The following is a 21,175-nucleotide window of genomic DNA, read 5'->3' as shown; positions in this document are numbered from 1 at the left end:
AACTGTGCGCAGTAACTAAAGGCATCGAACTAAAGGGAGGTTTTATGCCCAATAAATCAAGAGATGATGCACGTCGCGTTTTCTGGTTTAATGACAACAAGACACCGAACGTATATGACGCTTTATCAAAGGTAGATGCCGTACAGGCATATAAGCTTTATTTTGATACTCCTCAGGATGAAAATTGGGAAATAATGGAGAGTTGTCATGCCTACTGCATTACGGCAGCTCGTGACGAGGTACTTGATCAATACAAAGGAAATGGAGAGCTGCTCGATCGGTGTAAAAAACTATTAGTTCTGTCATCTTCTGGCGCTGGTTACGACCCTATTGATGTGGCAGCGTGTACCGAGCGCGGTGTTTTGGTTGTTAATCAAGCAGGTGCTAATGCGGAGGCTGTTGCTGAGCATGCCGTTGGGATGATGCTGTCTCTCTCCAAAAACATTCCGCAAACCGACAAGTCGCTTCGTAGGGAGCGAGGTGTGGAGCGTGAAACATTCAAAGGCTGGAACATGGAGGGCAAAACCGTTGGCATAGTAGGACTTGGTAATACCGGAAGCAGGGTGGCGCGCATATGTAAGAACGGCCTCAATATGCGTGTGCTTGCTTACGACCCTTACATTACAAACGCTGACTTTACAGACCACGGGGCTATTGAAACAGAGCTAGAGGAATTACTAGCACAGGCCGATTTTATATCAATTAATTGTCCTTTTAATTCTGAAACAAAGGATCTGATAAGTCGTGCAGAATTAGCATTAATGCAACCCTCTGCGTTTCTTGTAAATTGCGCCCGTGGTGGTATTGCTAATGAGGCCGCAATGATCGAAGCATTAGAGGACAAGCAAATTCGCGGTATTGGTCTCGACGTTTGGGATCAAGAGCCGCCCCCATTAGATCATCCGCTCTTGCAGTTTGACAATCTTATCGCCACTTATCACACTGCCGGTGTAACTTTTGAGTCACGAGAAAATATGGCGTTTTGGAATGCTGACCAAGTTGTAAAAACACTAAGTGGTAAGAAACCTGAGCGCCTAATTAATCCTGAAGCATGGGATAAATTTTGTGATCGGTACGAATCATTATTCGGGGAACGAACGTGCGATTAACGAGCTTATCTCGACCAAATTGATTATTTAAGTTTCTTAATATGTGTAATTTAATGCTAATTTCGTCAAAGCGCAGGAGTGTTTTAAATGGCTAATATTATTAGATCTAATGTCGACGTTATAGTGGTGGGGGCGGGAAATGCTGCCTGTGCGTCAGCAGCGTCGGCGGTGGAAAACGGTTCCAGTGTGGTGATGATTGAGACTGCTCCTGAGGACATGCGAGGTGGAAATTCTGCCTTTACCGGTGGTGCCTTTCGTTTTTCCCATAATGGTGTGGATGATTTAATGGATTTATGTCCTAGTCTTGCGGATGAAGATCTTGAAAACATAGATTTTGGCACGTACACACATGAACAGTACTATGACGATATCTTCCGCATGACACAGTATCGCGCTGACGGTGATATGTGTGAAATTTTGGTTACAAATTCTTACGAGACAGCCAAGTGGATGACCACTTATGGCGTAGACCTAATACCTGCTATGGGACGCCAGGCTTTTAAGGTGGATGGAAAATTTCGGTTTTGGGGGGGGTTAGCTTTACGCATTAATGGTGGTGGCGAGCAATTAGTGAAAAATTGGCACGAACAAATGAGTAAGATCGGTGTCGATGTTTTATATGAGTGCACAGCAATAGGGCTTCTCCATGACGAGGGTAAGGGTGTCCATGGGGTGCGTGTTCGTTATCAGGGTCAGGAACATGATATTGCGGCGAAGTCCGTTATTTTAGCTTGTGGTAGTTTCGAGAGTAACGCAGAAATGAGAGCTCGTTATCTTGGGCCGGGATGGGATTTAGCAAAGGTTCGAGGCACAGCTTACAACAACGGCGCGGGACTTCAGATGGCACTTGATCTAGGAGCTATGCCTTACGGTCATTTTTCAGGTGCCCACGCGGTGGCGTGGGATCTGAACGCACCCCCTTACGGGGATATAACTATTGGGGACCAATTTCAGAAACATAACGTGCCTTTTGCCGTAGTGCTTAATTCGAAGGGGGAACGCTTTCGTGATGAGGGAGAAGATTTTCACTCTTATGTTTATGCACGTTACGGTGGTGAAATACTGAAGCAGCCCGGAATGTGTGCCTTCCAAATTTTTGATGCCAAAGTCCAGCATCTTCTCCGCTCAGAATACCGTTGTCGGTTCTTAACCAAATATTCTGCTGATTCTATTGAGGAACTAGCAGGTAAGATAGAAGGCATGGACGCGGCTCGAATGGTCAAAACGATTGAAGAGTTTAACGCAGCATGCCGTACCGATATTCCTTTTGATCCAAACGTTCATGATGGCAGATGCACCGAGGGGCTTTCCATTGACAAAAGCAACTGGGCTAATCCGATAGATGAACCGCCATTTGATGCATATGCTGTCACTGCGGGTGTTACATTTACTTTTGGTGGTGTTAAGGTTTCTGGCCGAACAGAGGTCGAGAGGGCTGACGGTTCTGTGATAAAGGGTTTATACGCAGCTGGTGAAATGGTCGGAGGACTATATTTTCATGGGTATGCATCTGGCACAGGATTGATGGCTGGGGCCACATTCGGACGCATTGCCGGTCGTGAGGCTGCAGTGCATGCAGGCACATCGAATTAGTGTTAACTTAATGGTTGCGTGACTGGACTGTATAGCCCTAACTATGCAGCGCATGCGCGTTTAAGTGTTTTTATTGTCTTGCTTTGTTCTCGGGTTCGATTATCTTTCTGCGTATTGTATAGCACTACCCGCTTTCAAGAAGCCTTCGATTTCATTTGTACTATAGCCATACTCAGAAAGTATTTGCTTAGAATGTTCTCCAAGATGCGGCGCGTGCGCCTGGGTCCCGTCTGTGAATGGTGGATGGCCCGGTATGGTCGCCATAGGAATATTGCCAAGAGATTCGTGGTTGACCCAATTGATATAATCAGAAGCCTTTGTTTGGGGATGATTAAGAAAATCATCAAACGTAGCGGTGGGACTGTTAATTATATCGAGTTTGTCGAGTTCTTTTATCCAATAGGCATTTGACTTAGTGCTTGTTGTCTCGGAAATGATCGCAGTCAACTCATCGACATTTGCTATTCGCTTATCCCACTCATTGAAGCGGGGGTCCTGCTCTAATTCGGGCTTCTCTAGAAGTTGGCATAATGCGTGAAATTTATCCGGTTCTCTCGCACTTAAGTTTATTGAACCATCTTTGGTGGGAAAAGTGCCAGTTGGCGCGCCCAATACCGTTATTTTTCCCTCTTGCTTCACATGTTCAATAATCTTTTGGCCCATAAAGGCGGCAGCAGCTTGCATCATGTTCATTTCAATTAACTTACCATTGCCTTTTACGGCACGACGATAAAGTGCTGTTGCGACGGCTTGATACGCATAAAGCCCGGTGATTACATCCATGGCCGTCATCCCGACTTTATGTGGGATACCGTCATTTCCTTTATTGAGGGTCATCCAGCCGGTAAAACTTTGTGCTACGACATCTGTTACTGGTTTGTCTTTATAAGGTCCTTTGGTCCCAAAGCCTGATATCGAGCAATAGATAACTTTTGGGTTCGTTTTCTTTACCGTTCCGTAATCAAGTCCGAAACGACCCATGACGCCGGGTCGAAAACTCTCTATAACTATGTCCGATTGCGACACTAATCTTTTGCCAATTTCTAGTCCGCCTTTGGTTTTGAAATTAATGCATAGTGCTCGTTTGCCGCGATTAAAATTCACATACCCGGCTGCCAAGTCGCCATACTTTTTCCCGGCCTGGCGAACCCAATCACCACGAGGGGGTTCGACTTTAATGACGTTGGCCCCGTACTGTGCAAGTAGAAATGCGCAACTAGGCCCCGCAACACCTTGTGATGCATCAAAGACGTTTAAGCCCTCTAGCGGCGGTTCTTCGCCTGTGTCCATTTCAGCTAGCCCCCGTACGGATGTGCCGGCAACTGCGTCATTATATGGCTTGACCAGACGCTGGGCTCGTGGACTGGATCAGCAGCGCGAAGATTATCTTCACCAATCTGAGCCCAGTTCGTTACTCCCATGAGCCCAAATGCTATACTTAATTCTTCTTCAAGGATTTCTAAAACGCGGACGAGACCATCTACACCTGCAGCCGCGCATCCAATGCATTGAAGCCGGCCTATACCGACCATATCTGCACCGAGTGCTTTCGCTTTTACGATATCCGTGGCGCGCTGTATCCCGCCGTCTACAATGATCTTTGTTTTGCCCTTACACTCCGCGACTACCTCGGGAAGGACCTCAATGCTTCCCCTGCCATGATCAAGCGCCCGGCCTCCATGATTCGAGATATAGACGCCGTCTACCCCTTCCTCGCAAGCCCGACCCGCATCATCAACATCGCCAATTCCTTTCAGAATTAGTGGAATGTCCCATTTATCTTTGAAACGCTTCACGTTATCCCAAGTCCATTGGGCCTGCCAGGTATTCTCATCCGTGGTAACGTTAGATCGCCATTTCTTGAGGTATCGATTAGCAAGATCGCGTTCGCGACGGCTGTAGGTTGCCGAGTCAACTGTAACTGCAAATGCATCATAACCTGAGTCAATGGCACGTTTTGCATGGTCATCTACGAATTCATCGCCACCACGGACGTAAAGTTGGAAAATCCTAGGATTATCGGCGGCCTGTGCCACGGCCTCTAAGCCTGGTGTGCAGCGGGAGCTAAGCATATCGAAGACATTGAAACGTTCAGCAGCTTGGGCAGTTACAATGCCCCCTCCTTCTGCAAAGGTTTCAATTGAGCCTACCGGTGCAAGGATAAGGGGCAGCCTTATCTTTTTGCCCATGAATTCAACCGATGGATCAAATGTGCTGACATCTACCATAGCTCGTGGACGAAGTGCTAATTTATCGTAGCCATGGCGATTACGTCTGAGTGTGGTTTCACTGTCAGAGCCGCCTGCGAGGTAATCCCAGGTCCCTTGGCTGCAAGTTTTATGAGCGGCATGGATCAGTTCGTGGATTGTTGCGAAGCGGTAACTCAGGTCAGCCTGGTTGGCCATATCCGCGTCCGTAACCTGTTTTTTTTCTTGTTTGCTCATTAACATTCTCCTTAGTTTAAGTTTACTCGCCCTTAAATTCGGGATAGCGCTTTTCGAGGAAAGCATTTACAGCTTCAGAATGATCTTCACTGGCCCGCGCCAATGTCATATGCGACGATATTTGGTCAAGATGTGCTCTTATATCCATATTCATTCCCTGATACATGGCGCGTTTAATTAGTCGCACTGAAATAGGAGCTTTTCGAGAAATTTTACGCGCAAGTTTGTAGGTTTCCTCCATCAAATCTTTTTTCGGGTAAACATGGTTTACCAATCCAATGCGAAGTGCCTCATCTGCGTCGATTAAATTGGCTGAAAAAGCCAGTTCCAAAGCCATGGGCAAGCCGACGACACGCGGCAAAACCCAACAACCTCCAGCGCCAGGAACGAGGCCCATATTCACGTAGCTTTCAGCAAACCGTGCCTCATCTGATGCTAGTCGAAAGTCACAGTGACAAGCAATATCGAGGCCTGCTCCTGTGGCAGGTCCGTTTATGGCTGCTATAATTGGTTTGTCGAAATCTACTAATAAGCGTGGGATCCTCTGAATGCCGTCATACAGACTGTATTTTGCGATCATCGGACTTTTCTTCTCAACCGCCTCTTTCATCGCTTTGATATCCCCACCAGCGCAGAAAGAATCGCCGTGCCCGGTTAGAACAACAACTTTAATTTCAGTATCGGCCTGTATTGCGTTGAGCTGCTCCACCATTGCGTCAAGCATTTCTGGTGAAAGGGCATTACGCACATCGGGCCGATGAAGCGTCAAAGTGGCAATACTATCCTCAACCTTATATTGGAGGTGGTCAGTCATTGATGTCCCCTGATTATTGTTACTGAGTTTTAACTTGGATTAACTTGGAAATCGAAACTTGTCTAGTCGGCGGGAACGCGGTTTAGCCGAACCGTAACAACTTAGATAGAAATTCGTGATTCTCTTAAATTATTCTGTGAAAATATTTTTAAAAAAACACAAAAAATACTTTTTTAATAATAAAAATATAATAATTAATTTTAATTTTTCACAAAAAAGCACAAAAAATTTTTTAAATAATATAATTTATTTGAATTATGTTTTAATCAAAATAATTATTACTTATAACTAAATTTATTGAGGCCGAATACATTATTGTGCTATGTTCAAGGATTACGATTCAACTTGGCGAATAACATTTTTAATAGGTATGTCATGGCTTTACCAAAGAATGTGCTTATGTTTGGCAAATCAAAAGCCTTAGAACATAAAATCGATGAATTTCTCGATAGGTTATCCGAATCTGCTTTGTTGTTTGATTTAGCGATCAAATCCTATCTTTTGGACGGTTTTAGCGAAGATTTTGCTGCGAAGCGCAAGGACGTTAATGACAATGAGAGCGCAGCTGATGAATTGCGTCGTGAAATCGAATCGCAGCTATATTCGCAAACATTAATTCCTGAAAGTCGAGGGGATGTTTTAGGTCTTATCGAGACATTGGATGATGTGCTCAATCTCTGCGAGAGCTCACTTTGGGCCTTTGACATAGAAAAGCCAAAAATCCCGGATGAGCTCCATGCTCTTTTCAAGGAACTGACCGAAATGGTTGTACAATCTGTGGAGGCGTTGGCCCGATCGTCGCGCGCTTTCTTTCGCGATTTTGATAGAGTGTCTTATCACAATCATAAAGTAATGTTTTACGAAACCGAGGCCGACAAAGTTTCTACGAAATTAAAGCGGCAGATATTTGAGTCGAAACTAGATCTTGCTCACAAAATGCATCTGCGATATTTCGTCGAAAGTATTGATAATATTGCTGATTGGTCAGAGGATGTAGCTGATCGTTTGGCAATTTACGCTCTGAAGCGTTCGGTTTAATATACAGTGGACGCCAGTGTTCTCATTTTTTTAAGTAGTGGCCTATTTTTAGGTTGGGCATTGGGTGCCAACGATGCAGCCAATGTATTTGGTACGGCTGTGGGGACTAGGATGGTGAAATTTTCCACGGCAGCCATCATCTGTTCAATTTTTGTTATTATAGGAGCTGTTTGGAGTGGTGCCGGTGCCGCTAGTACCCTTGGTAAACTGGGTGCAGTAAATGCATTGCCTGGCGCCTTCATGGCTGCTTTTTCTGCCGCGTTATCAGTTTATCTGATGACAAAAGCAGGTCTGCCGGTTTCTACTAGTCAAGCGATTGTCGGAGGTATCATAGGTTGGAACTTATTTAGTGGCACGCTCACTGACTTTACTACGCTGACAAAAATAATAAGCACATGGGTTCTTTGTCCACTACTTGCTGCTATTTTTGGAGCAGCAATATTTATAGTTACAGTCAAGGCAATGAGATTTGCCAAGGTACATTTGATAAGGGTCGACGCCTATACCCGCTTAGGGTTACTAATAGCTGGGGCATTTGGATCATATAGTTTAGGGGCAAATAACATTGCCAATGTTATGGGTGTCTTCATCCCTGCATCACCATTTGATGCTATATCTATTGGTGGCTTTTTTACTTTGTCCTCGATGCAGCAGTTATTTTTAATAGGTGCTATCGCTATAGCGGTTGGCGTTTTTACATATTCAAAGCGGGTAATGATGACCGTTGGGAACGACTTACTGCCTCTTTCACCTGTGGGTGCCTGGGTTGCTGTGATCTCGCATTCTATTGTTCTTTTTTTATTCGCTTCGGAAGGACTGAAGTATGCATTAGAAAGCAGTGGGCTGCCGTCTATACCATTGGTGCCCGTTTCGAGTTCACAGGCTGTTGTTGGAGCGGTTTTAGGCATCGCTCTTGTTCAAGGTGGACAGGGATTTAGGTGGGAAGTTTTCGGTTCGATAAGTATGGGCTGGATGGCGACGCCGGTAATCGCGTGTGCAATTTGTTTTGTAGGTCTTTTCTTTTTGCAGAATGTTTTTAATCAACAAGTCTTTCGTGATGTACCCTATTTTCTTAGTAACGATGCTCTTGATCGACTTGCAAAGGCAGGAGTGTCCCAATCGGCGCTAGGGCCAATCAGAGGCGAGCGATATGATAATGCGGTAGCGTTGGACCAAGCCTTGATGAAGATCGGGAAATACAGTGCGCGGGATCGAGAGAAAATAATGGACTTTTCTCGACGCACCCCAATTTTGATTGATAAGAAATTTTTTGCAAAGCTTAACCGTGGACTAGTTAGCCCGGAACGTTTAGAAGCGGTTCATCAACTCAATGGTCGTTTTTACCCCCATGAGTGGATGTTGAAAGATGATCTCGCAAAACGCTCGAGATCATGGAGAAAGAAGCAAAACGAACGGTACAATCAAATATTGAAACAAGATCTGCAATTTATCATTAAATTATTTCGTGCAAAGTAGTTGTAGGTACTCGAAATTTCTCAATAAAGAGTACCTGATGTTTCGTCTCGGTAATCACTAACAATTTTCGCTCGGGGCAGACAAAAATATTGATTAACGTACAATCCTGTTTTTTTGAAAATTCCCGACTTTTTCGGTGGTATTCAAGGTTTTCTTTAATCAGTGGGGTAGTCATCCGGCAGGTTGGTGCATTTTAATGTCATTGCGCCATCAAGCTTAATCTCACTTCCCGTGACAAATTTAGACTCATCTGATCCAAGGTAGACTGCGGCATATGCAACGTCAAAACCGTCGCCCATCTGACCAAGAGGGATACGCGCATTTCGTGTTGCGATTAATTTTTTAATATCCCCGCCAGTTCGTTGATTGGCAAGCCGTGTTTCAACCATCGGGGTGTGTAGCTGGCCTGGAATTATTGTATTGCATCGAACTCCACGACCCGCAAATTCAATTGCCACCGCTTCGCTAAAACGCCTGATTGCAGCTTTGGTAGTGCAATATGCAATTTGGAAAGCACCGCCATAGGTAAGCCCAGAAGTTGACGACATGTTTATTATTGATCCGGTTTTATTTTTAACCATTATTGGAAGAACTGCTTTTGTAACCAGGAAGACATGCTTAAGGTTATGATCCATTTGTTTGTCCCAAACCTCTTCCTCCATGTCCATTGCTCCGCCCGCGGCCGATCCACCAACATTATTTTGAAGCACATCTACACGACCAAAACGGTCGACGCATGATGTAACCATCTCATTGACCGATTCGGCATTTGTCACGTCACAACAATAAGTAATGCATTCGTTACCTTCGTCTTGAATCGTTTTGGCAGTTTCCTCAACAGCTTCCTGATTAAGATCGACAGCAAATACTTTTGCTCCCTCTCGAGCAAACAGAGTAGCGGTAGCTCGCCCGTTACCCCAACCGGGGCCGCATGATCCAGCACCAGATATTAAAGCTACCTTTCCTTCCAGTCGGCCACGCATGTCGTTCTCCCTTGATGTTCTTGCTGAACAATAAATCGCACATGCAGGATCCAATGGAAAGTATTGGTACCATTTTTATTTACGGCTTAGTGAAATTAGAAAGTTATGCAGCGCAGTATCCGTTGGAGCGGTAGCCTCCGAGCATGAGCGTGCAATCTTTTTTAAGATGATCGATGAAGGGTGCTGATCGAAGGAAGGCCCGAAGCCCGCGGTGGATGTCGTCATCTGTTTCCGCCATAGCGGCACATTGATCAAGTGGACGGAAAAAAGGAGCGCGTGGCCGGTGTTCAGTTTTTTGTATAGATAGTGGAATAAGGCCACCGGTAGAGGCGCAGATAAATTCTGCAACTCCGGGTTGAAAAGCAATTTCCATTTTCTCCAGCGCATTTGGGGCAACAATTGAAGTTGGAGCTGTATTTTCAGGGTCTAGTTGGAACATTGATACGTAGCTCCTGCCACTCTGCCGATAGACAATAGAGCCGTCTCCAACACGCATTGCGATTGTCCCAGCCGGACTAGCTACTATGACGATTAGAGTAGGGGATACAGCAAGCGAAGCATTACTTTCGTTGATGAGTTGCCTCATCAGCGCTGACCTAACACTCTCACAAAGTTTTTGAAATAAGGGAGTTGCTATGTCTACTTCTGGGCAATCAACAAGTTTTGCCAAGTAATGACTGTCCTCTAAAAGATTTGTAATAGCCTCTTTTACTGCAACTCTTGTTAAGTTGTGAGGATGGATAATCTCTCCAATATCATCAGAAAGTGCTGCTATTATTACATCTTCACCGACTTTGTGAACTTCTCCGTAATCTAGCGCAGGCAAAAGAGAGGGGGGTTCTGCTTTTGCTTTTCTATAATCGACGGCAGCATGCCAACTCATCGCTATTTAATTCCTATGAAACTATTCAACCGATAAAATAAGTTTATAATAATTTTGTCTAAATTTTTATACAATTGTTGGAATATTGGAAAATTATATTTCAAATATTAAATTAATACAAGTATTATACTAAAAATGCGATGTATTTATTTCTTTTAACTGAAAGGATGTACAGCATTTTTATAGCTGGAGAACTTAAAATGCACGAAATCCCGTTTAGAATTATTGGTTTGGATCATTTAGTACTTCGTGTGCAAAATATAGAGGTAATGATAACTTTTTATTGCGATATCCTCGGTTGTATCCAAGAACGTGAGGTCGCGGATTTAGGACTTGTGCAGCTGCGTGCGGGGACGAGTTTGATTGATTTAATTGATTGCGCGGGGAAACTTGGACGTAGAGGTGGGTTAACTACGTCATCTGGCCCCGAAGTGGGAAGTATGGATCATTTCTGTCTGAGAATAGAGGGGTTTGACAAAGAACAGGTAATGAGTCATCTCAGTTCGGCCGGAGTGCGATTAGGCGAATTTGGGACGCGTTATGGTTCAAACGGAATGGGTCCGTCACTTTACCTTTATGATCCGGAGGGAAATATGATCGAACTAAAAGGGTAAAAAGTAAATTTGGATGGCAACTAATCATTTGATCGGGAATGCCGGTTTTGAGATCAATCGCGGCCCCTTTGAGCGTATTTAGTTATCTGTTTAGGTGCTGAAGAGAATTATATGTCAGATATGGCTCCACTGTCTGTATCGCTAGCAGCAAGTTAGCAAAAAAGATTGTTTCAACGAAAAAAAATTGTGCAGAGGCCATGTTATTTGTCCGAAAGGGTTAAAGTCTTTTGAAACGAATTTAAATGGAATAAAAAAAACACAAATCAGAGACGTGAAAAATCCGGTTAAATTGAGATAATTTTTCAAATGATTATTTTAATACTTATAAATCCTATTATAAATTAAATATTTATTCTGATTTAAACAAATTAATTTGTAATTTACTTTGTTTTTAGATTTGTATATATTTACAATTAGTGTTCTTTTGTCCATGTATATATTCTTTTATTGAACTGATGGGAATCAATGTCCTTATTTGACGAATTCGATAAACTCTCGGCTAATGCAGGGAGGAGGCGTCAAAGGCCCTCCAATTCTCTACCCGAGCTAGGGGGCGATCGTTCAGTAGTGGGTGCAAGGTCTTTAACCTCTAAAATAACAGCAGAGCCGTCACCGTCTATACCTGTTCCGCAGGCATCGACTAATACGTCTTTAAACCAGGCGGAATATTCCCAAACACGATCCATTGGGTCTTTCCGGTTTTCTTTGAGCAGGGGTGGAGTCATTGCAAGTATAGCTGGAATATTAGTGGCTGCGGCATTACTTTTTTTAGGTGGTTATGTGACTGCATACGTCGTTTATAAATCGAGAAATCCGGGCAATGTTTTGATTGCGAAAGTCAAGCCATCGCCTGAGTTTGAGAAGAACCACAAAATTGATCAATCTGAGGAGCCGGAAAGTCTAAAGGCTACACATCGTCCTCTCGAAGTGGTTATGTCGCCAGAAACTTCTGGTGGGAAGGCGGTAGTAGCCCCTGAGCCCAGCGCTGGCAAAATGCGTGGATCCTTAGGCAAAACATCAATATACCCACAATCTGTTCGCGAAAAGGACACTAACCAATTGTCAAATTCCGAGGAATTAGAACAAGAACCAGATGGAGTATCGATAACGAAAATACCCGGTAATCGCAAGAGATCTGGTGACTTTGTAGTTCCTAAAAGTAAACCTGAACGCTTATTAACGGCTCCTAGTAATAGCGATAGCGTGTCTGATTTTGTCACGCAGTCCGCACCTCCAAAGAATGAAAAAGCAAATCAAAGTTTAGATAATAATGGTAAAAGACAGGCACCGGTCGCCAAAGAGACCGGCGTAAATACGGCAGCATCGCCTATTCAACAAGAAATGCCTCATGAAAGCGCTTATTCGGGCAACTTTGGTTACTCATTGCAGCTGGCTGCATTTTCATCAAAAATTAATGCATCTCAGATGATGAAAGAGCTTGAGGGCTTTGTGCCCACTGCCCGAATCGATAAAGGTATGAATCAATCAGGGCAAGCACTCTATTTCCTTCGAGTTGGGTACGTTGAAAAACGTGAAGAAGCCGTAAATATGGCAAATCGCTTGAGCACTGAAAAAAAAATAAACAGTGGATATATAATTCGGGTAAGAGCTCCTGATGTTGTGCCGTAGGTCTATTACAAGGAAACCAATCTGCTGTTATGTTTGTCGTTATTCAAATAAGATACACATTGTCATATGAGTTAAATTTGAAATTTTGGACCTCCTGCCGACATGAAAGAATGCAGTAAATCGATCAATCGACGTATGGCTGATTCAAATTTTATGAATCGGTATTTTTCGGGAAATGGAATCGATATAGGTGGAGCTCCTGACCCATTATTTCTGTACTCAGAATTATTTCCAAAGATCGGCGAAGTAAGGACTTGGGATCTAGGGGATGGAGATGCCACCTTTATGGAAGGTGTGGGGGACAATTCTTATGATTTTGTCCATTCCAGTCATTGTTTGGAACACTTAAAAAATCCTGAGGTTGGTCTAAAGAACTGGTTTCGTATTCTCAAGCCACATGGATATTTGATTGTCACGGTCCCTGATGAGGACCTTTATGAACAAGGTGTTTTCCCAAGCACCTTCAATGCCGACCATAAATGTACATTCACCATAAGTAAAAAGGAGTCGTGGAGTAAAAATTCAATAAATATTTTTGACCTACTACCAGCTCTCGGTGAGGCAGCAGAGGTTGTCAAAGTAGAGCTACTAAACCACTCCTACCGCTATGTTTTACCAAGATTTGACCAGACCTTAACCCCGGTGGCTGAAGCAGGCATCGAATTTGTTGTTCGCAAGCGACCGCAAGAGGAAGTAGCATTTTGTGGGGTTCATAAGCATCCGGGCGAGGTTGATGGAAAATTGTTCCAGCTCCTGACCGGTATTAAGAAGCCTATCATTAATAAGAAAAAAGAAAAGGTTTAGGGATCGTTAGATGTTACCTCTGTAACGTCCGAAGTCCACTCGCTCACGTAATCTGCGGCAGAAGGCCTGATTTTTTTACGTGGCTCATCGGTTGGTGTACCAAGGTATAAGAAGCATATGATCTGATCTTTTTCTTTCAGCCCCAGTGCCGCCTTTACGTGAGGGTCATAGGCAGCTGGCCCCGTGAGCATAATGCCACCGTATCCTTTGACGTAGGCAGCATTGATAATATTTTGCGCCGCAGCCCCGACAGTTATTATTTGCTCGACTTCAGGAGCCTTTGGATGGTCTTTAGTTATTTCTGCGTATATGGTGATGATGAGGGGCGACCGAAGCGGTTTTTGTCGCTGTGACTCCAACCTTTCTTTGCTTGTATTTTTATCTCGGCGTGCCATGCTTTGCGCCATTACTTCCCCAAGTCTGTGTCGGGCTTCCCCCCGAATAAGTAAAAATCTCCATGGTTTAAGCCCTGCGTGATCCGGTGCACGCATCCCCGTCTCAAGTATTTCCAATAGCTCTTCACCGTCCGGAGCGGGGTCTGACAGTTTTCGCGCGGGCACAGAATTGCGACCCAATAAAAGTTCCATAGCATCCATATTATAGTTCTCACCTCATCTGCAAACTTCAATCCTAAGGACCTGGTGGCATTGGAGTGTTGGGCAATCCTCGGCCATCAAAAGTTCGGCCAACTAAAAACCCAAAAATGAAACCACCAATATGTGCCTCCCATGCAATATTTCCCAACTCACTTGAGATCATAACTTCAAATAACCAAAATATTAAATTTGTTCCAATCCAAAAAATCGCAACCAATACCGCTACACTTTTTGGCATAATTGGGTGACACGGATCTGTCTGAAACTTTGGAGCGATTGATATGTGAACTAAAGCGCCTAGGAGGCCTGAAAGTGCTCCTGAAGAGCCAATTAATGGCGCAATCTCGTGAGGGTTGAAGCCCATCCAGAAAAAAGCAGAAAAGATTCCACTCGATATGTACAACAGCAAAAATTGAATTAAGGACATTCGGCGCGCTACGGCTGTACCAAATGCGAGAAGGAAGAAAACATTTAAAAGCAAATGGTACGTATCTGAATGAATGTATGCGTAAGTCACCGGAGATAGTGCGAGTGTAATACTCTCACTATGCCATAGTTCAGGGCTCTGAAATCTTTCTGGAATAAAAGCAAAGTAGCGTAGAACGAAATTTTCTTGAACTCCGGTTAAAAGTATTCCGTGAAAATGTGCAAGTATTGATAGTGCGGCAATTAACCGAATTATATTAGGTATCCTCAGAACTGGCCGATGGATTGTGCTTTTAGGGGGCATGGTTCTCTGCCCATTTCGACCTGCAGGATCTCTCTTTATTGCGTCTCAACACATGCACTCTCTGCGAGGCGACCCATGAAAGTGCTGCATTTGGCTATTTGTTCGAGAGCAATAAATTCGTCAGGCTTATGTGCCTGTACAATACTTCCGGGGCCACACACTACCGTGGGAATTCCAGCGGTTTGCTGAAAAGGCCCGGCCTCAGTCCCGAATGATACTTTGGCATGATCGTTCTTGCCAGTAAGGGACTTCGCAAAATTTACCACGCCGTCGTCAGGATCAGTGTGAAGTCCAGGCATCGAAGATTTAATGCTAAACTCAAATCCAGCCTCTGCACTCAAAGACTTCATTTCGGGCTCCAACTTTTGATTGATGAAGTCTCTAATCTCATTCATATAAATATCGGAATCTTCCTCAGGAAGGTGTCGTATTTCGAATTCGAAGGCACATTCCTTTGGGACAATATTTAACGCCGTTCCACCCCTAATGTTACCAGTATGGATTGTTGTGTGGGGAATATCAAAAAGCGGGTCGAAAGGGCCTTCCGTTCTTATTCGACGTGCTATTGATTTTATGTGTGATATCAACTCAGCGGCAAATTCGACTGCATTTACAGCCTCCGGTGCCAGACTTGAATGAGCCTCAGAGCCTTTGACCCGACAATGGAAGCTCGTTTTGCCTTTGTGAGCGATTACTACCTTCATCTCGGTTGGTTCGCCTACAATGCAGAGCTTTGGTTTAACTTTCATATTATTTATAGCAGCGATTAGGCGCTGAACACCAATGCAACCTACTTCCTCATCATATGAAAAAGCCAAGTGAATAGGGGTTTTGAGGCTTCGGCTCAAAAAGTTGGGTACATGTGCGAGGACAATCGAGACGAATCCCTTCATATCACATGTCCCACGCCCATATAGCTTTTGATCTTTCTCTACAACTTCAAAAGGGTCTGTGGACCACACCTGTCCGTCAACAGGAACTACATCTGTGTGGCCAGACAGCATTATGCCGGGACGGTCTAGTGGGCCCAACGTTGCATATAAGTTCGCTTTTTGCCCAGTCTCATCGTAGACCAATTCACTTTCAACATTTAAATTTGCCAGATAACTTTGAATAAAGCTTATGAGTTCAAGATTAGAGTTTCTGCTTGTAGTATCAAAAGAAACCAGCATCTTCATTAGGTCTACAGCAGACATCGAACTTTCCATCAGACTACCTTGTAACTAACTTTAAAAAAATCAACCAGTGGACTTTCGCATTTTACCTATAATCTTGCTCAAGCTGTCGAAAAATCCTTCTACCCCTCGTTGCCGAATCACGGTTCGAAATTCTGAGCGCTGTGTTACAGCCATGCTGATGCCCTCAACTATGACATCGATAACATAATAATGGTTATTTTGCCGGCGTATTCGCCAATAAGTCTCGAGCGGTTGACCCGAGGCTTGATTTATTAATGTGTAAACTAGTGCATCACGCCGGATTGGCCTAGATTTTACAACATTGAACGTTTCCCCGGCATAAGTTAAAAGGCGTTTAGAATACGAGTATAAGACATAGTCCCGAAATAACGTTAAATATCGAGCTTTCTGTTCATCATTAATTTCACGCCAAGTTTTACCTAGTGCGAATCGACCAATAGTTTTCATGTCAATGCTTTTGTTTAGAATTTTCCTGAGTTCCGCCTCTTTTTCTATTTTTGGGCGCGATCTGTCTTTTAGTAAAACTATCGTTTCATCACCAACCTTACGCAGAAACTCGGCCGCTCCATCTGGCGATGTTTGGGCTTGGGCTGTTGAAAAAACACCGATTAACAAAAGCACGATGCAAATGCGCGGGCAGTGCTGAAACATGATTTTCCCCAAATACATTTATTTTATACTATGTAACCGTAATCTACATATCCTAGATCATAATAAATTTGTAGGTTGAATAACAATGGTGTTTGGTTGAACATCTAATAATTCAGTGATTGTAAGGGTAGAATTGGTTTGTCAAAGCTTCCAAAATATATAAATCCGCGGACTGATTCGGTTTGGCAAGTAAAGACTGCGCTTTGGCGTGCGCCAGATGATGGAGGTTACGTTAACCTAACCGATGGTGAAGGGTTAACCAAAGATGCTATTGATGTCGGCTTAAACTCACTATGGCGCTATCGCAAGGCTATTAGGCTCCCTAACGAAAATATAGTTTCTTTGGGCGAAGGCTGGACCCCTATCGTATACAGTCAATGGGCCGGTCATGAAGTGATATTTAAAATGGAGTACATGATGCCCTCGGGTTCCTACAAAGATAGAGGCTCTGCGGTAATGATGAATTACCTAAAACAGGTAGGGATAGACTTTGTACTTGAGGACTCTTCTGGGAATGCTGGATCTTCAATAGCAACTTATGGTGCTTTTTTGGGCCTTAAAAGCCGTATATTTGTACCTGCAAATGCTCCAGTTGCTAAACGACGGCAAATGGCCGCCGTGGGTGCTGATGTTGTTGCTGTGAAGGGTAGTAGAGATGATGTTTCAGCTGCAGCATTAAAAGATGCTGAAAAAATCTTTTATGCCTGTCACAATTTACAGCCATATTTTTTGGAAGGCACCAAAACACTTGCTTTCGAAATATGGGAACAACTCAATTTTGATCTGCCAGATGTGATTGTTATACCTATGGGGCAGGGCGCCAATGTTATGGGATGCCACATAGGGTTTTCTGAACTAAAACGTGCTGGTGTGATTGATCGGCTGCCCCGGCTTTATGCCGTACAAGCAGTTAATGCAGCGCCTTATTACGCTGCATGGTCCGTTGACTCCGCTACACCGATAGCAATTGACGCTAGCCATACTATAGCGGACGGAATAGCCTCTTCTAGGCCAATAAGACTTCGCGAGGTATTTATGGCTTTGCGTGAAACCGATGGCGATATCGTAGCAGTTACCGAGGACGAAATTGAGGCCTCATTGAAAGCGCTTTGCCAGAAAGGGCTTTTTGTGGAACCCACAACAGCGGCGGGGGCGGCGGGCCTACAAATATTGTTTGAAGATGGGTCTATTGGTCATAATGAAAAGGTGGTCCTTATATTAACAGGCAGTGGACTGAAAGCGGTTGATACGATAGCGGGAGCATTAAAGCTCTGAGAAATAAGTTTCGAGTTATCAACTTTGCTACTTTCATTATTGCCGTGGCAAGTAGTATGGTACTGACAAAAAACAATATTCAATCCGGTCACTGCTTCTAGATATTTGCAGTAGTAAAAGCGACACAAAAATGATCAATAAAAATTGTCACTATGAATTTGCAGAAGGATTCCACTCTTTATCAATACCTATGGTCTTAAAAAGAGCAGCTCCTGAGACATCAGCAGTGCCCATTGTCGTAGACTCGCCTCATAGTGGTACCAATTATCCTGCCGACTTTGACTGTTTGGTTCCAAATATTATGTTGCGCCGAGCCGAGGATAGTTATGTCGGTGAATTATTTGGTGATGCGCCTCGGCACGGAGCCACTTTTATAGAAGCACTTTTCCCGCGAAGCTACATTGATCCAAATCGATCACTTGACGACCTTGATCCGGATCTGTTGGAAAATGATTGGCCGTCACCATTATTTATGAGCGAGAAAGCCCGATCAGGTCATGGATTAATTTGGCGATTGTGCCCACCGGAAATGCCTATGTACCGCCATCGTTTGACGGAGGCAAAAGTCCGTCATAGGATTGAAAAATACTGGCAGCCCTATCATCAATGTCTCTCTGAAGCAATTAACATGCTGCACAAACAGTTCGGTGAGACGTGGCATATTAATTGTCACTCTATGCCAAGCGGAAGTGCCCCAAGTGTTATTACCCGCAGTGGAAGAGTGCCTGCGGATTTCGTGCTGGGAGATCGAGACGGAACCACCTGTGACTTAAGGTTACGTCAAGTGATTTCAAAAACTCTTGAAGACATGGGCTACGTGGTTGCTGTAAATGATCCATATAAAGGAGTTGAACTTATTCGGGCTCATTCAGACCCAGCAAGTGCCCGGCACTCCATACAGATAGAAATTAATCGCGCCATTTATATGAATGAACGCAGTCTGGAACGCCTCGCAGGTTTTGAAACACTAAAAGCTAACATAAACCAACTCTTGTACGAACTAGCCAGGTTTTCAAATCAGCGGATCTCGGTGGCTGCAGAATAATAAAGTTACAAGGTGAACTGCTCCTTAAGGATACGCGTCTCAAGATTATGTTCGGGATCAAACAATAAAGTCATAGATACAGTCTGGGCTTGCTCAATGCTCACACTTACTATTTGCCGCACCTCAAAGTCATCGGCACTTGCGCAAACTGGCCTCTTCGATGATTCAAGAATTTCAAAGCGAATTTTCGCCTGACAGGGCACTATAGCTCCTCGCCAACGTCGAGGACGAAAAGCGCTGATGGGTGTAAGGCACAAAACGTTTGCATTTAGTGGAAGAATCGGGCCGTGAGCTGAAAGATTGTATGCGGTGCTGCCGGCAGGTGTGGCTACTAGGACACCGTCGCAGACCAATTCTGGAATACGTTCAATTTCATCAACTACCACCCTGATTTTTGCGGCTTGTTGCGTCTGCCTCAGAACAGCGACCTCGTTTATGGCGTGTGATTTTTTTATGGAACCATCTGCGAGGACTGTCTCCATGACCAATGGGCGAACTTCGACTGACTCAGCTTGAGATATACGTTGGTCCAGATTTATAACGCTTCTTGTATTCATTAAAAAACCAACCGAGCCGCAATTCATCCCGTAAATTGGTATTTTTCGTGCTTTATACTTATGCAGCATTCGAAGCATAAAACCATCACCACCAAGAGCAACAATTACATCAGCATTCTCGGGCGGAACATTTGCGTACTGCTTCTCGAGTGTTTTGAGAACTTCCTGCGCCTCAAGAATTTCGGCAGCCACAAATGATATTTTCTTTTTTTTCATTAAAATCCAAAACTTAAAAATCGATTGATGAAAATAGCATAAAGTCAGGCAGTAGTCATAGGCAAGGAGCTTGTAACAATGCTGATGTAGACCATTCCATGCAGCAGAGCTATACCATTAAACCAGTTCTGATAAAGTTGAAGTGTAATTTTTACATATTGCGAGGAGATAAGCAGAGCATTATTGTCACGCTTCGACAGTAATCACTTAAATGCTCGGCAATTTGCACCCCGCTCAAAGAAGGTGGAGAGATACTAAATGCAAATTTCAGCAAATCAAAAAATATAGATTCACCTCAACCGAAGTTAGTCCCCACGTTAAAAGGTCCTCTAAGACCTATTGTTCAAAAAAAGAATATATAATGATGAATGACCAAGAGGCTATTTTATTTACCAATGAGGCTTTTTACGCTGCATTTTCTTGTGGGGATATTGCAGCAATGTCTTGTCTTTGGGCAGAAACAGATGATGTGAGCGTTATTCATCCCGGGTGGGAGCCCTTATTCGGTCGAGAGGCGGTTCTCAGCAGTTGGGCTGATATCGTTTCTGAGGGAGGTTTCCCGTCAATTATATGCAGAGAACCCCACTTATTCCTTAGGAATGATTACGCTACGGTGGTTTGCTTTGAAGACATTGATGGAATTTTCCTAGCTGCAACAAATGTTTTTATAAAGCAGGGGGATTCTTGGAGAATAATGCATCACCAAGCAGCGCCAACTAGTGGCAGGCCATCAAAGCAAAATGAGTTGTCCCAGTCTGTAAATTAGATCTTGTATCACCCGCCAGTAACGCTCATATGCCGGTCAATTGGCTTTACTTCTGTCCTTCTATCGATGGAGAAATCATGGCCCTTCGGTTTCCGGCTAATGGCCTCACGTATTGCTGCCTCGAGTCGGGACGGAAAGGCGTTATCCCTAAGAGCGGTGCGCAGGTCGGCATGATCATGTTGACCAAGACACATATAAAGCGTGCCTGTGCAAGTGAGACGAACCCTATTGCAGGACTCACAGAAATTATGAGTAAGTGGGGTAATGAAGCCGATGCGCCCACCCGTTTCTTCAATACGCCAGTAGCGGGCGGGCCCGCCGGTGCGGAAATCCGTTTCTGTGAGCGTCCAACGTCTCCGTAAATCCGCTCGTACCATAGAGAGAGGCCAGTATTGATCAAGGCGGGTTTCATTGCCTATATCTCCCATAGGCATCACTTCTATGAAGGTAAGATCAAACCCCCTATCACCGCACCAAATGATAATATCGTGAATTTCATCATCATTAAAATCCTTAAGAGCAACACAGTTAATTTTGATATCCAAGCCGGCGGATACTGCGGCATCAATGCCTCTCATCACTTTGTCGAAGTTCCCCCAGCGAGTGATATGCGAAAATTTATCTTTTTGAAGTGTATCTAAGGATACATTGATTCGTTTCACGCCAGCTGTGGCTAGACCGGCGGCATGTTTTTCCAATTGGCTACCATTTGTTGTGATTGTTAATTCATCGAGCGCTCCAGTATTTAGGTGT

21 protein-coding genes are annotated in these 21,175 nt (G+C 44.1%); 10 read left to right on the top strand and 11 right to left on the bottom strand.

What is annotated here, in order from left to right; translation table 11 throughout:
* The first annotated feature begins 44 nt into the window (after window positions 1-44).
* Together VX941_00105 and tcuA are read left to right on the top strand one after the other, a co-directional pair.
* Window positions 45-1,109, top strand: a complete 1,065-nt coding sequence (locus VX941_00105; protein ID MEE2931810.1) for a hydroxyacid dehydrogenase — start codon at window positions 45-47, stop codon at window positions 1,107-1,109.
* 87 nt (window positions 1,110-1,196) lie between these two features.
* A complete protein-coding gene (tcuA, locus tag VX941_00100) occupies window positions 1,197-2,702 on the top strand; it encodes an FAD-dependent tricarballylate dehydrogenase TcuA (GenBank protein MEE2931809.1) in 1,506 nt (501 codons plus the stop codon).
* A gap of 99 nt (window positions 2,703-2,801) precedes the next feature.
* Here the strand turns inward: tcuA and VX941_00095 are convergent, their stop codons facing one another.
* From VX941_00095 to VX941_00085, 3 genes are read right to left on the bottom strand one after another with little or no spacing between them, the layout of a single operon-like run.
* Complete coding sequence (locus VX941_00095; protein MEE2931808.1) at window positions 2,802-3,992, bottom strand: CoA transferase; 1,191 nt, start codon at window positions 3,990-3,992, stop codon at window positions 2,802-2,804.
* Between the two features lie 5 nt (window positions 3,993-3,997).
* Window positions 3,998-5,146, bottom strand: coding sequence for an alpha-hydroxy acid oxidase (locus tag VX941_00090; GenBank protein MEE2931807.1), 1,149 nt, complete (start codon window positions 5,144-5,146; stop codon window positions 3,998-4,000).
* Between the two features lie 22 nt (window positions 5,147-5,168).
* A complete protein-coding gene (locus VX941_00085) occupies window positions 5,169-5,960 on the bottom strand; it encodes an enoyl-CoA hydratase-related protein (GenBank protein MEE2931806.1) in 792 nt (263 codons plus the stop codon).
* Between the two features lie 375 nt (window positions 5,961-6,335).
* On the opposite strand from VX941_00085, the gene VX941_00080 reads away from it, so the two are divergent.
* Both VX941_00080 and VX941_00075 read left to right on the top strand, forming a co-directional pair.
* The gene (locus VX941_00080) at window positions 6,336-6,998 is read left to right on the top strand and encodes a DUF47 family protein (GenBank protein MEE2931805.1); all 663 of its coding nucleotides are present in this window, start codon (window positions 6,336-6,338) and stop codon (window positions 6,996-6,998) included.
* 6 nt (window positions 6,999-7,004) lie between these two features.
* On the top strand, window positions 7,005-8,474 hold the full coding sequence (locus VX941_00075) for an inorganic phosphate transporter (GenBank protein MEE2931804.1): 1,470 nt from the start codon (window positions 7,005-7,007) through the stop codon (window positions 8,472-8,474).
* 155 nt (window positions 8,475-8,629) lie between these two features.
* Here VX941_00075 and VX941_00070 read toward each other — a convergent pair whose 3' ends face one another.
* A complete protein-coding gene (locus tag VX941_00070) occupies window positions 8,630-9,457 on the bottom strand; it encodes an SDR family NAD(P)-dependent oxidoreductase (GenBank protein ID MEE2931803.1) in 828 nt (275 codons plus the stop codon).
* Between the two features lie 103 nt (window positions 9,458-9,560).
* Window positions 9,561-10,340, bottom strand: a complete 780-nt coding sequence (locus VX941_00065) for a protein phosphatase 2C domain-containing protein (GenBank protein MEE2931802.1) — start codon at window positions 10,338-10,340, stop codon at window positions 9,561-9,563.
* A 200-nt stretch (window positions 10,341-10,540) separates the two neighbouring features.
* Between VX941_00065 and VX941_00060 the strand changes: the two genes are divergently transcribed.
* The 3 genes from VX941_00060 (at window position 10,541) to VX941_00050 (ending at window position 13,387) form a co-directional block, all read left to right on the top strand.
* Window positions 10,541-10,954, top strand: coding sequence for a VOC family protein (locus VX941_00060; protein MEE2931801.1), 414 nt, complete (start codon window positions 10,541-10,543; stop codon window positions 10,952-10,954).
* Between the two features lie 465 nt (window positions 10,955-11,419).
* Window positions 11,420-12,583: an SPOR domain-containing protein gene (locus tag VX941_00055; GenBank protein ID MEE2931800.1), complete on the top strand. Its 1,164-nt coding sequence runs from the start codon at window positions 11,420-11,422 to the stop codon at window positions 12,581-12,583.
* A gap of 102 nt (window positions 12,584-12,685) precedes the next feature.
* Window positions 12,686-13,387 carry a methyltransferase domain-containing protein gene (locus VX941_00050; protein ID MEE2931799.1) on the top strand — a complete coding sequence of 234 codons (702 nt, stop codon included), beginning with the start codon at window positions 12,686-12,688 and terminating at the stop codon, window positions 13,385-13,387.
* Here VX941_00050 and VX941_00045 read toward each other — a convergent pair.
* From VX941_00045 to VX941_00030, 4 genes are read right to left on the bottom strand one after another with little or no spacing between them, the layout of a single operon-like run.
* Window positions 13,384-13,983: a nitroreductase family protein gene (locus VX941_00045; protein ID MEE2931798.1), complete on the bottom strand. Its 600-nt coding sequence runs from the start codon at window positions 13,981-13,983 to the stop codon at window positions 13,384-13,386. The two genes, VX941_00050 and VX941_00045, sit on opposite strands and share 4 nt — an antisense overlap.
* Before the next feature lie 34 nt (window positions 13,984-14,017).
* The gene (locus tag VX941_00040; protein ID MEE2931797.1) at window positions 14,018-14,713 is read right to left on the bottom strand and encodes a rhomboid family intramembrane serine protease; all 696 of its coding nucleotides are present in this window, start codon (window positions 14,711-14,713) and stop codon (window positions 14,018-14,020) included.
* 35 nt (window positions 14,714-14,748) lie between these two features.
* Window positions 14,749-15,909 (bottom strand): acetylornithine deacetylase, encoded by a 1,161-nt coding sequence (argE, locus tag VX941_00035; GenBank protein MEE2931796.1) that lies wholly within the window; start codon window positions 15,907-15,909, stop codon window positions 14,749-14,751.
* 42 nt (window positions 15,910-15,951) lie between these two features.
* Entirely contained in the window at window positions 15,952-16,563 is a 612-nt protein-coding gene (locus tag VX941_00030; protein MEE2931795.1) for an ABC transporter substrate-binding protein, read from the bottom strand.
* 138 nt (window positions 16,564-16,701) lie between these two features.
* On the opposite strand from VX941_00030, the gene VX941_00025 reads away from it, so the two are divergent.
* Window positions 16,702-17,838: a threonine synthase gene (locus tag VX941_00025; GenBank protein ID MEE2931794.1), complete on the top strand. Its 1,137-nt coding sequence runs from the start codon at window positions 16,702-16,704 to the stop codon at window positions 17,836-17,838.
* 130 nt (window positions 17,839-17,968) lie between these two features.
* Window positions 17,969-18,883, top strand: coding sequence for an N-formylglutamate amidohydrolase (locus VX941_00020; GenBank protein MEE2931793.1), 915 nt, complete (start codon window positions 17,969-17,971; stop codon window positions 18,881-18,883).
* A gap of 5 nt (window positions 18,884-18,888) precedes the next feature.
* Here the strand turns inward: VX941_00020 and VX941_00015 are convergent, their stop codons facing one another.
* Window positions 18,889-19,656, bottom strand: a complete 768-nt coding sequence (locus VX941_00015; GenBank protein MEE2931792.1) for an NAD kinase — start codon at window positions 19,654-19,656, stop codon at window positions 18,889-18,891.
* 361 nt (window positions 19,657-20,017) lie between these two features.
* On the opposite strand from VX941_00015, the gene VX941_00010 reads away from it, so the two are divergent.
* Window positions 20,018-20,422 (top strand): nuclear transport factor 2 family protein, encoded by a 405-nt coding sequence (locus VX941_00010; GenBank protein MEE2931791.1) that lies wholly within the window; start codon window positions 20,018-20,020, stop codon window positions 20,420-20,422.
* 8 nt (window positions 20,423-20,430) lie between these two features.
* On the opposite strand, the gene VX941_00005 is transcribed toward VX941_00010, so the two are convergent.
* Window positions 20,431-21,175, bottom strand: a 745-nt coding sequence (locus VX941_00005) for a radical SAM protein (protein ID MEE2931790.1), incomplete at its 5' end; no start/stop codon positions are given.

Source organism: Pseudomonadota bacterium (assembly GCA_036339585.1).
In the GTDB taxonomy this organism is placed as follows: domain Bacteria; phylum Pseudomonadota; class Alphaproteobacteria; order UBA8366; family UBA8366; genus UBA8366.
This window is presented reverse-complemented; position numbering and strand designations above follow the sequence as displayed.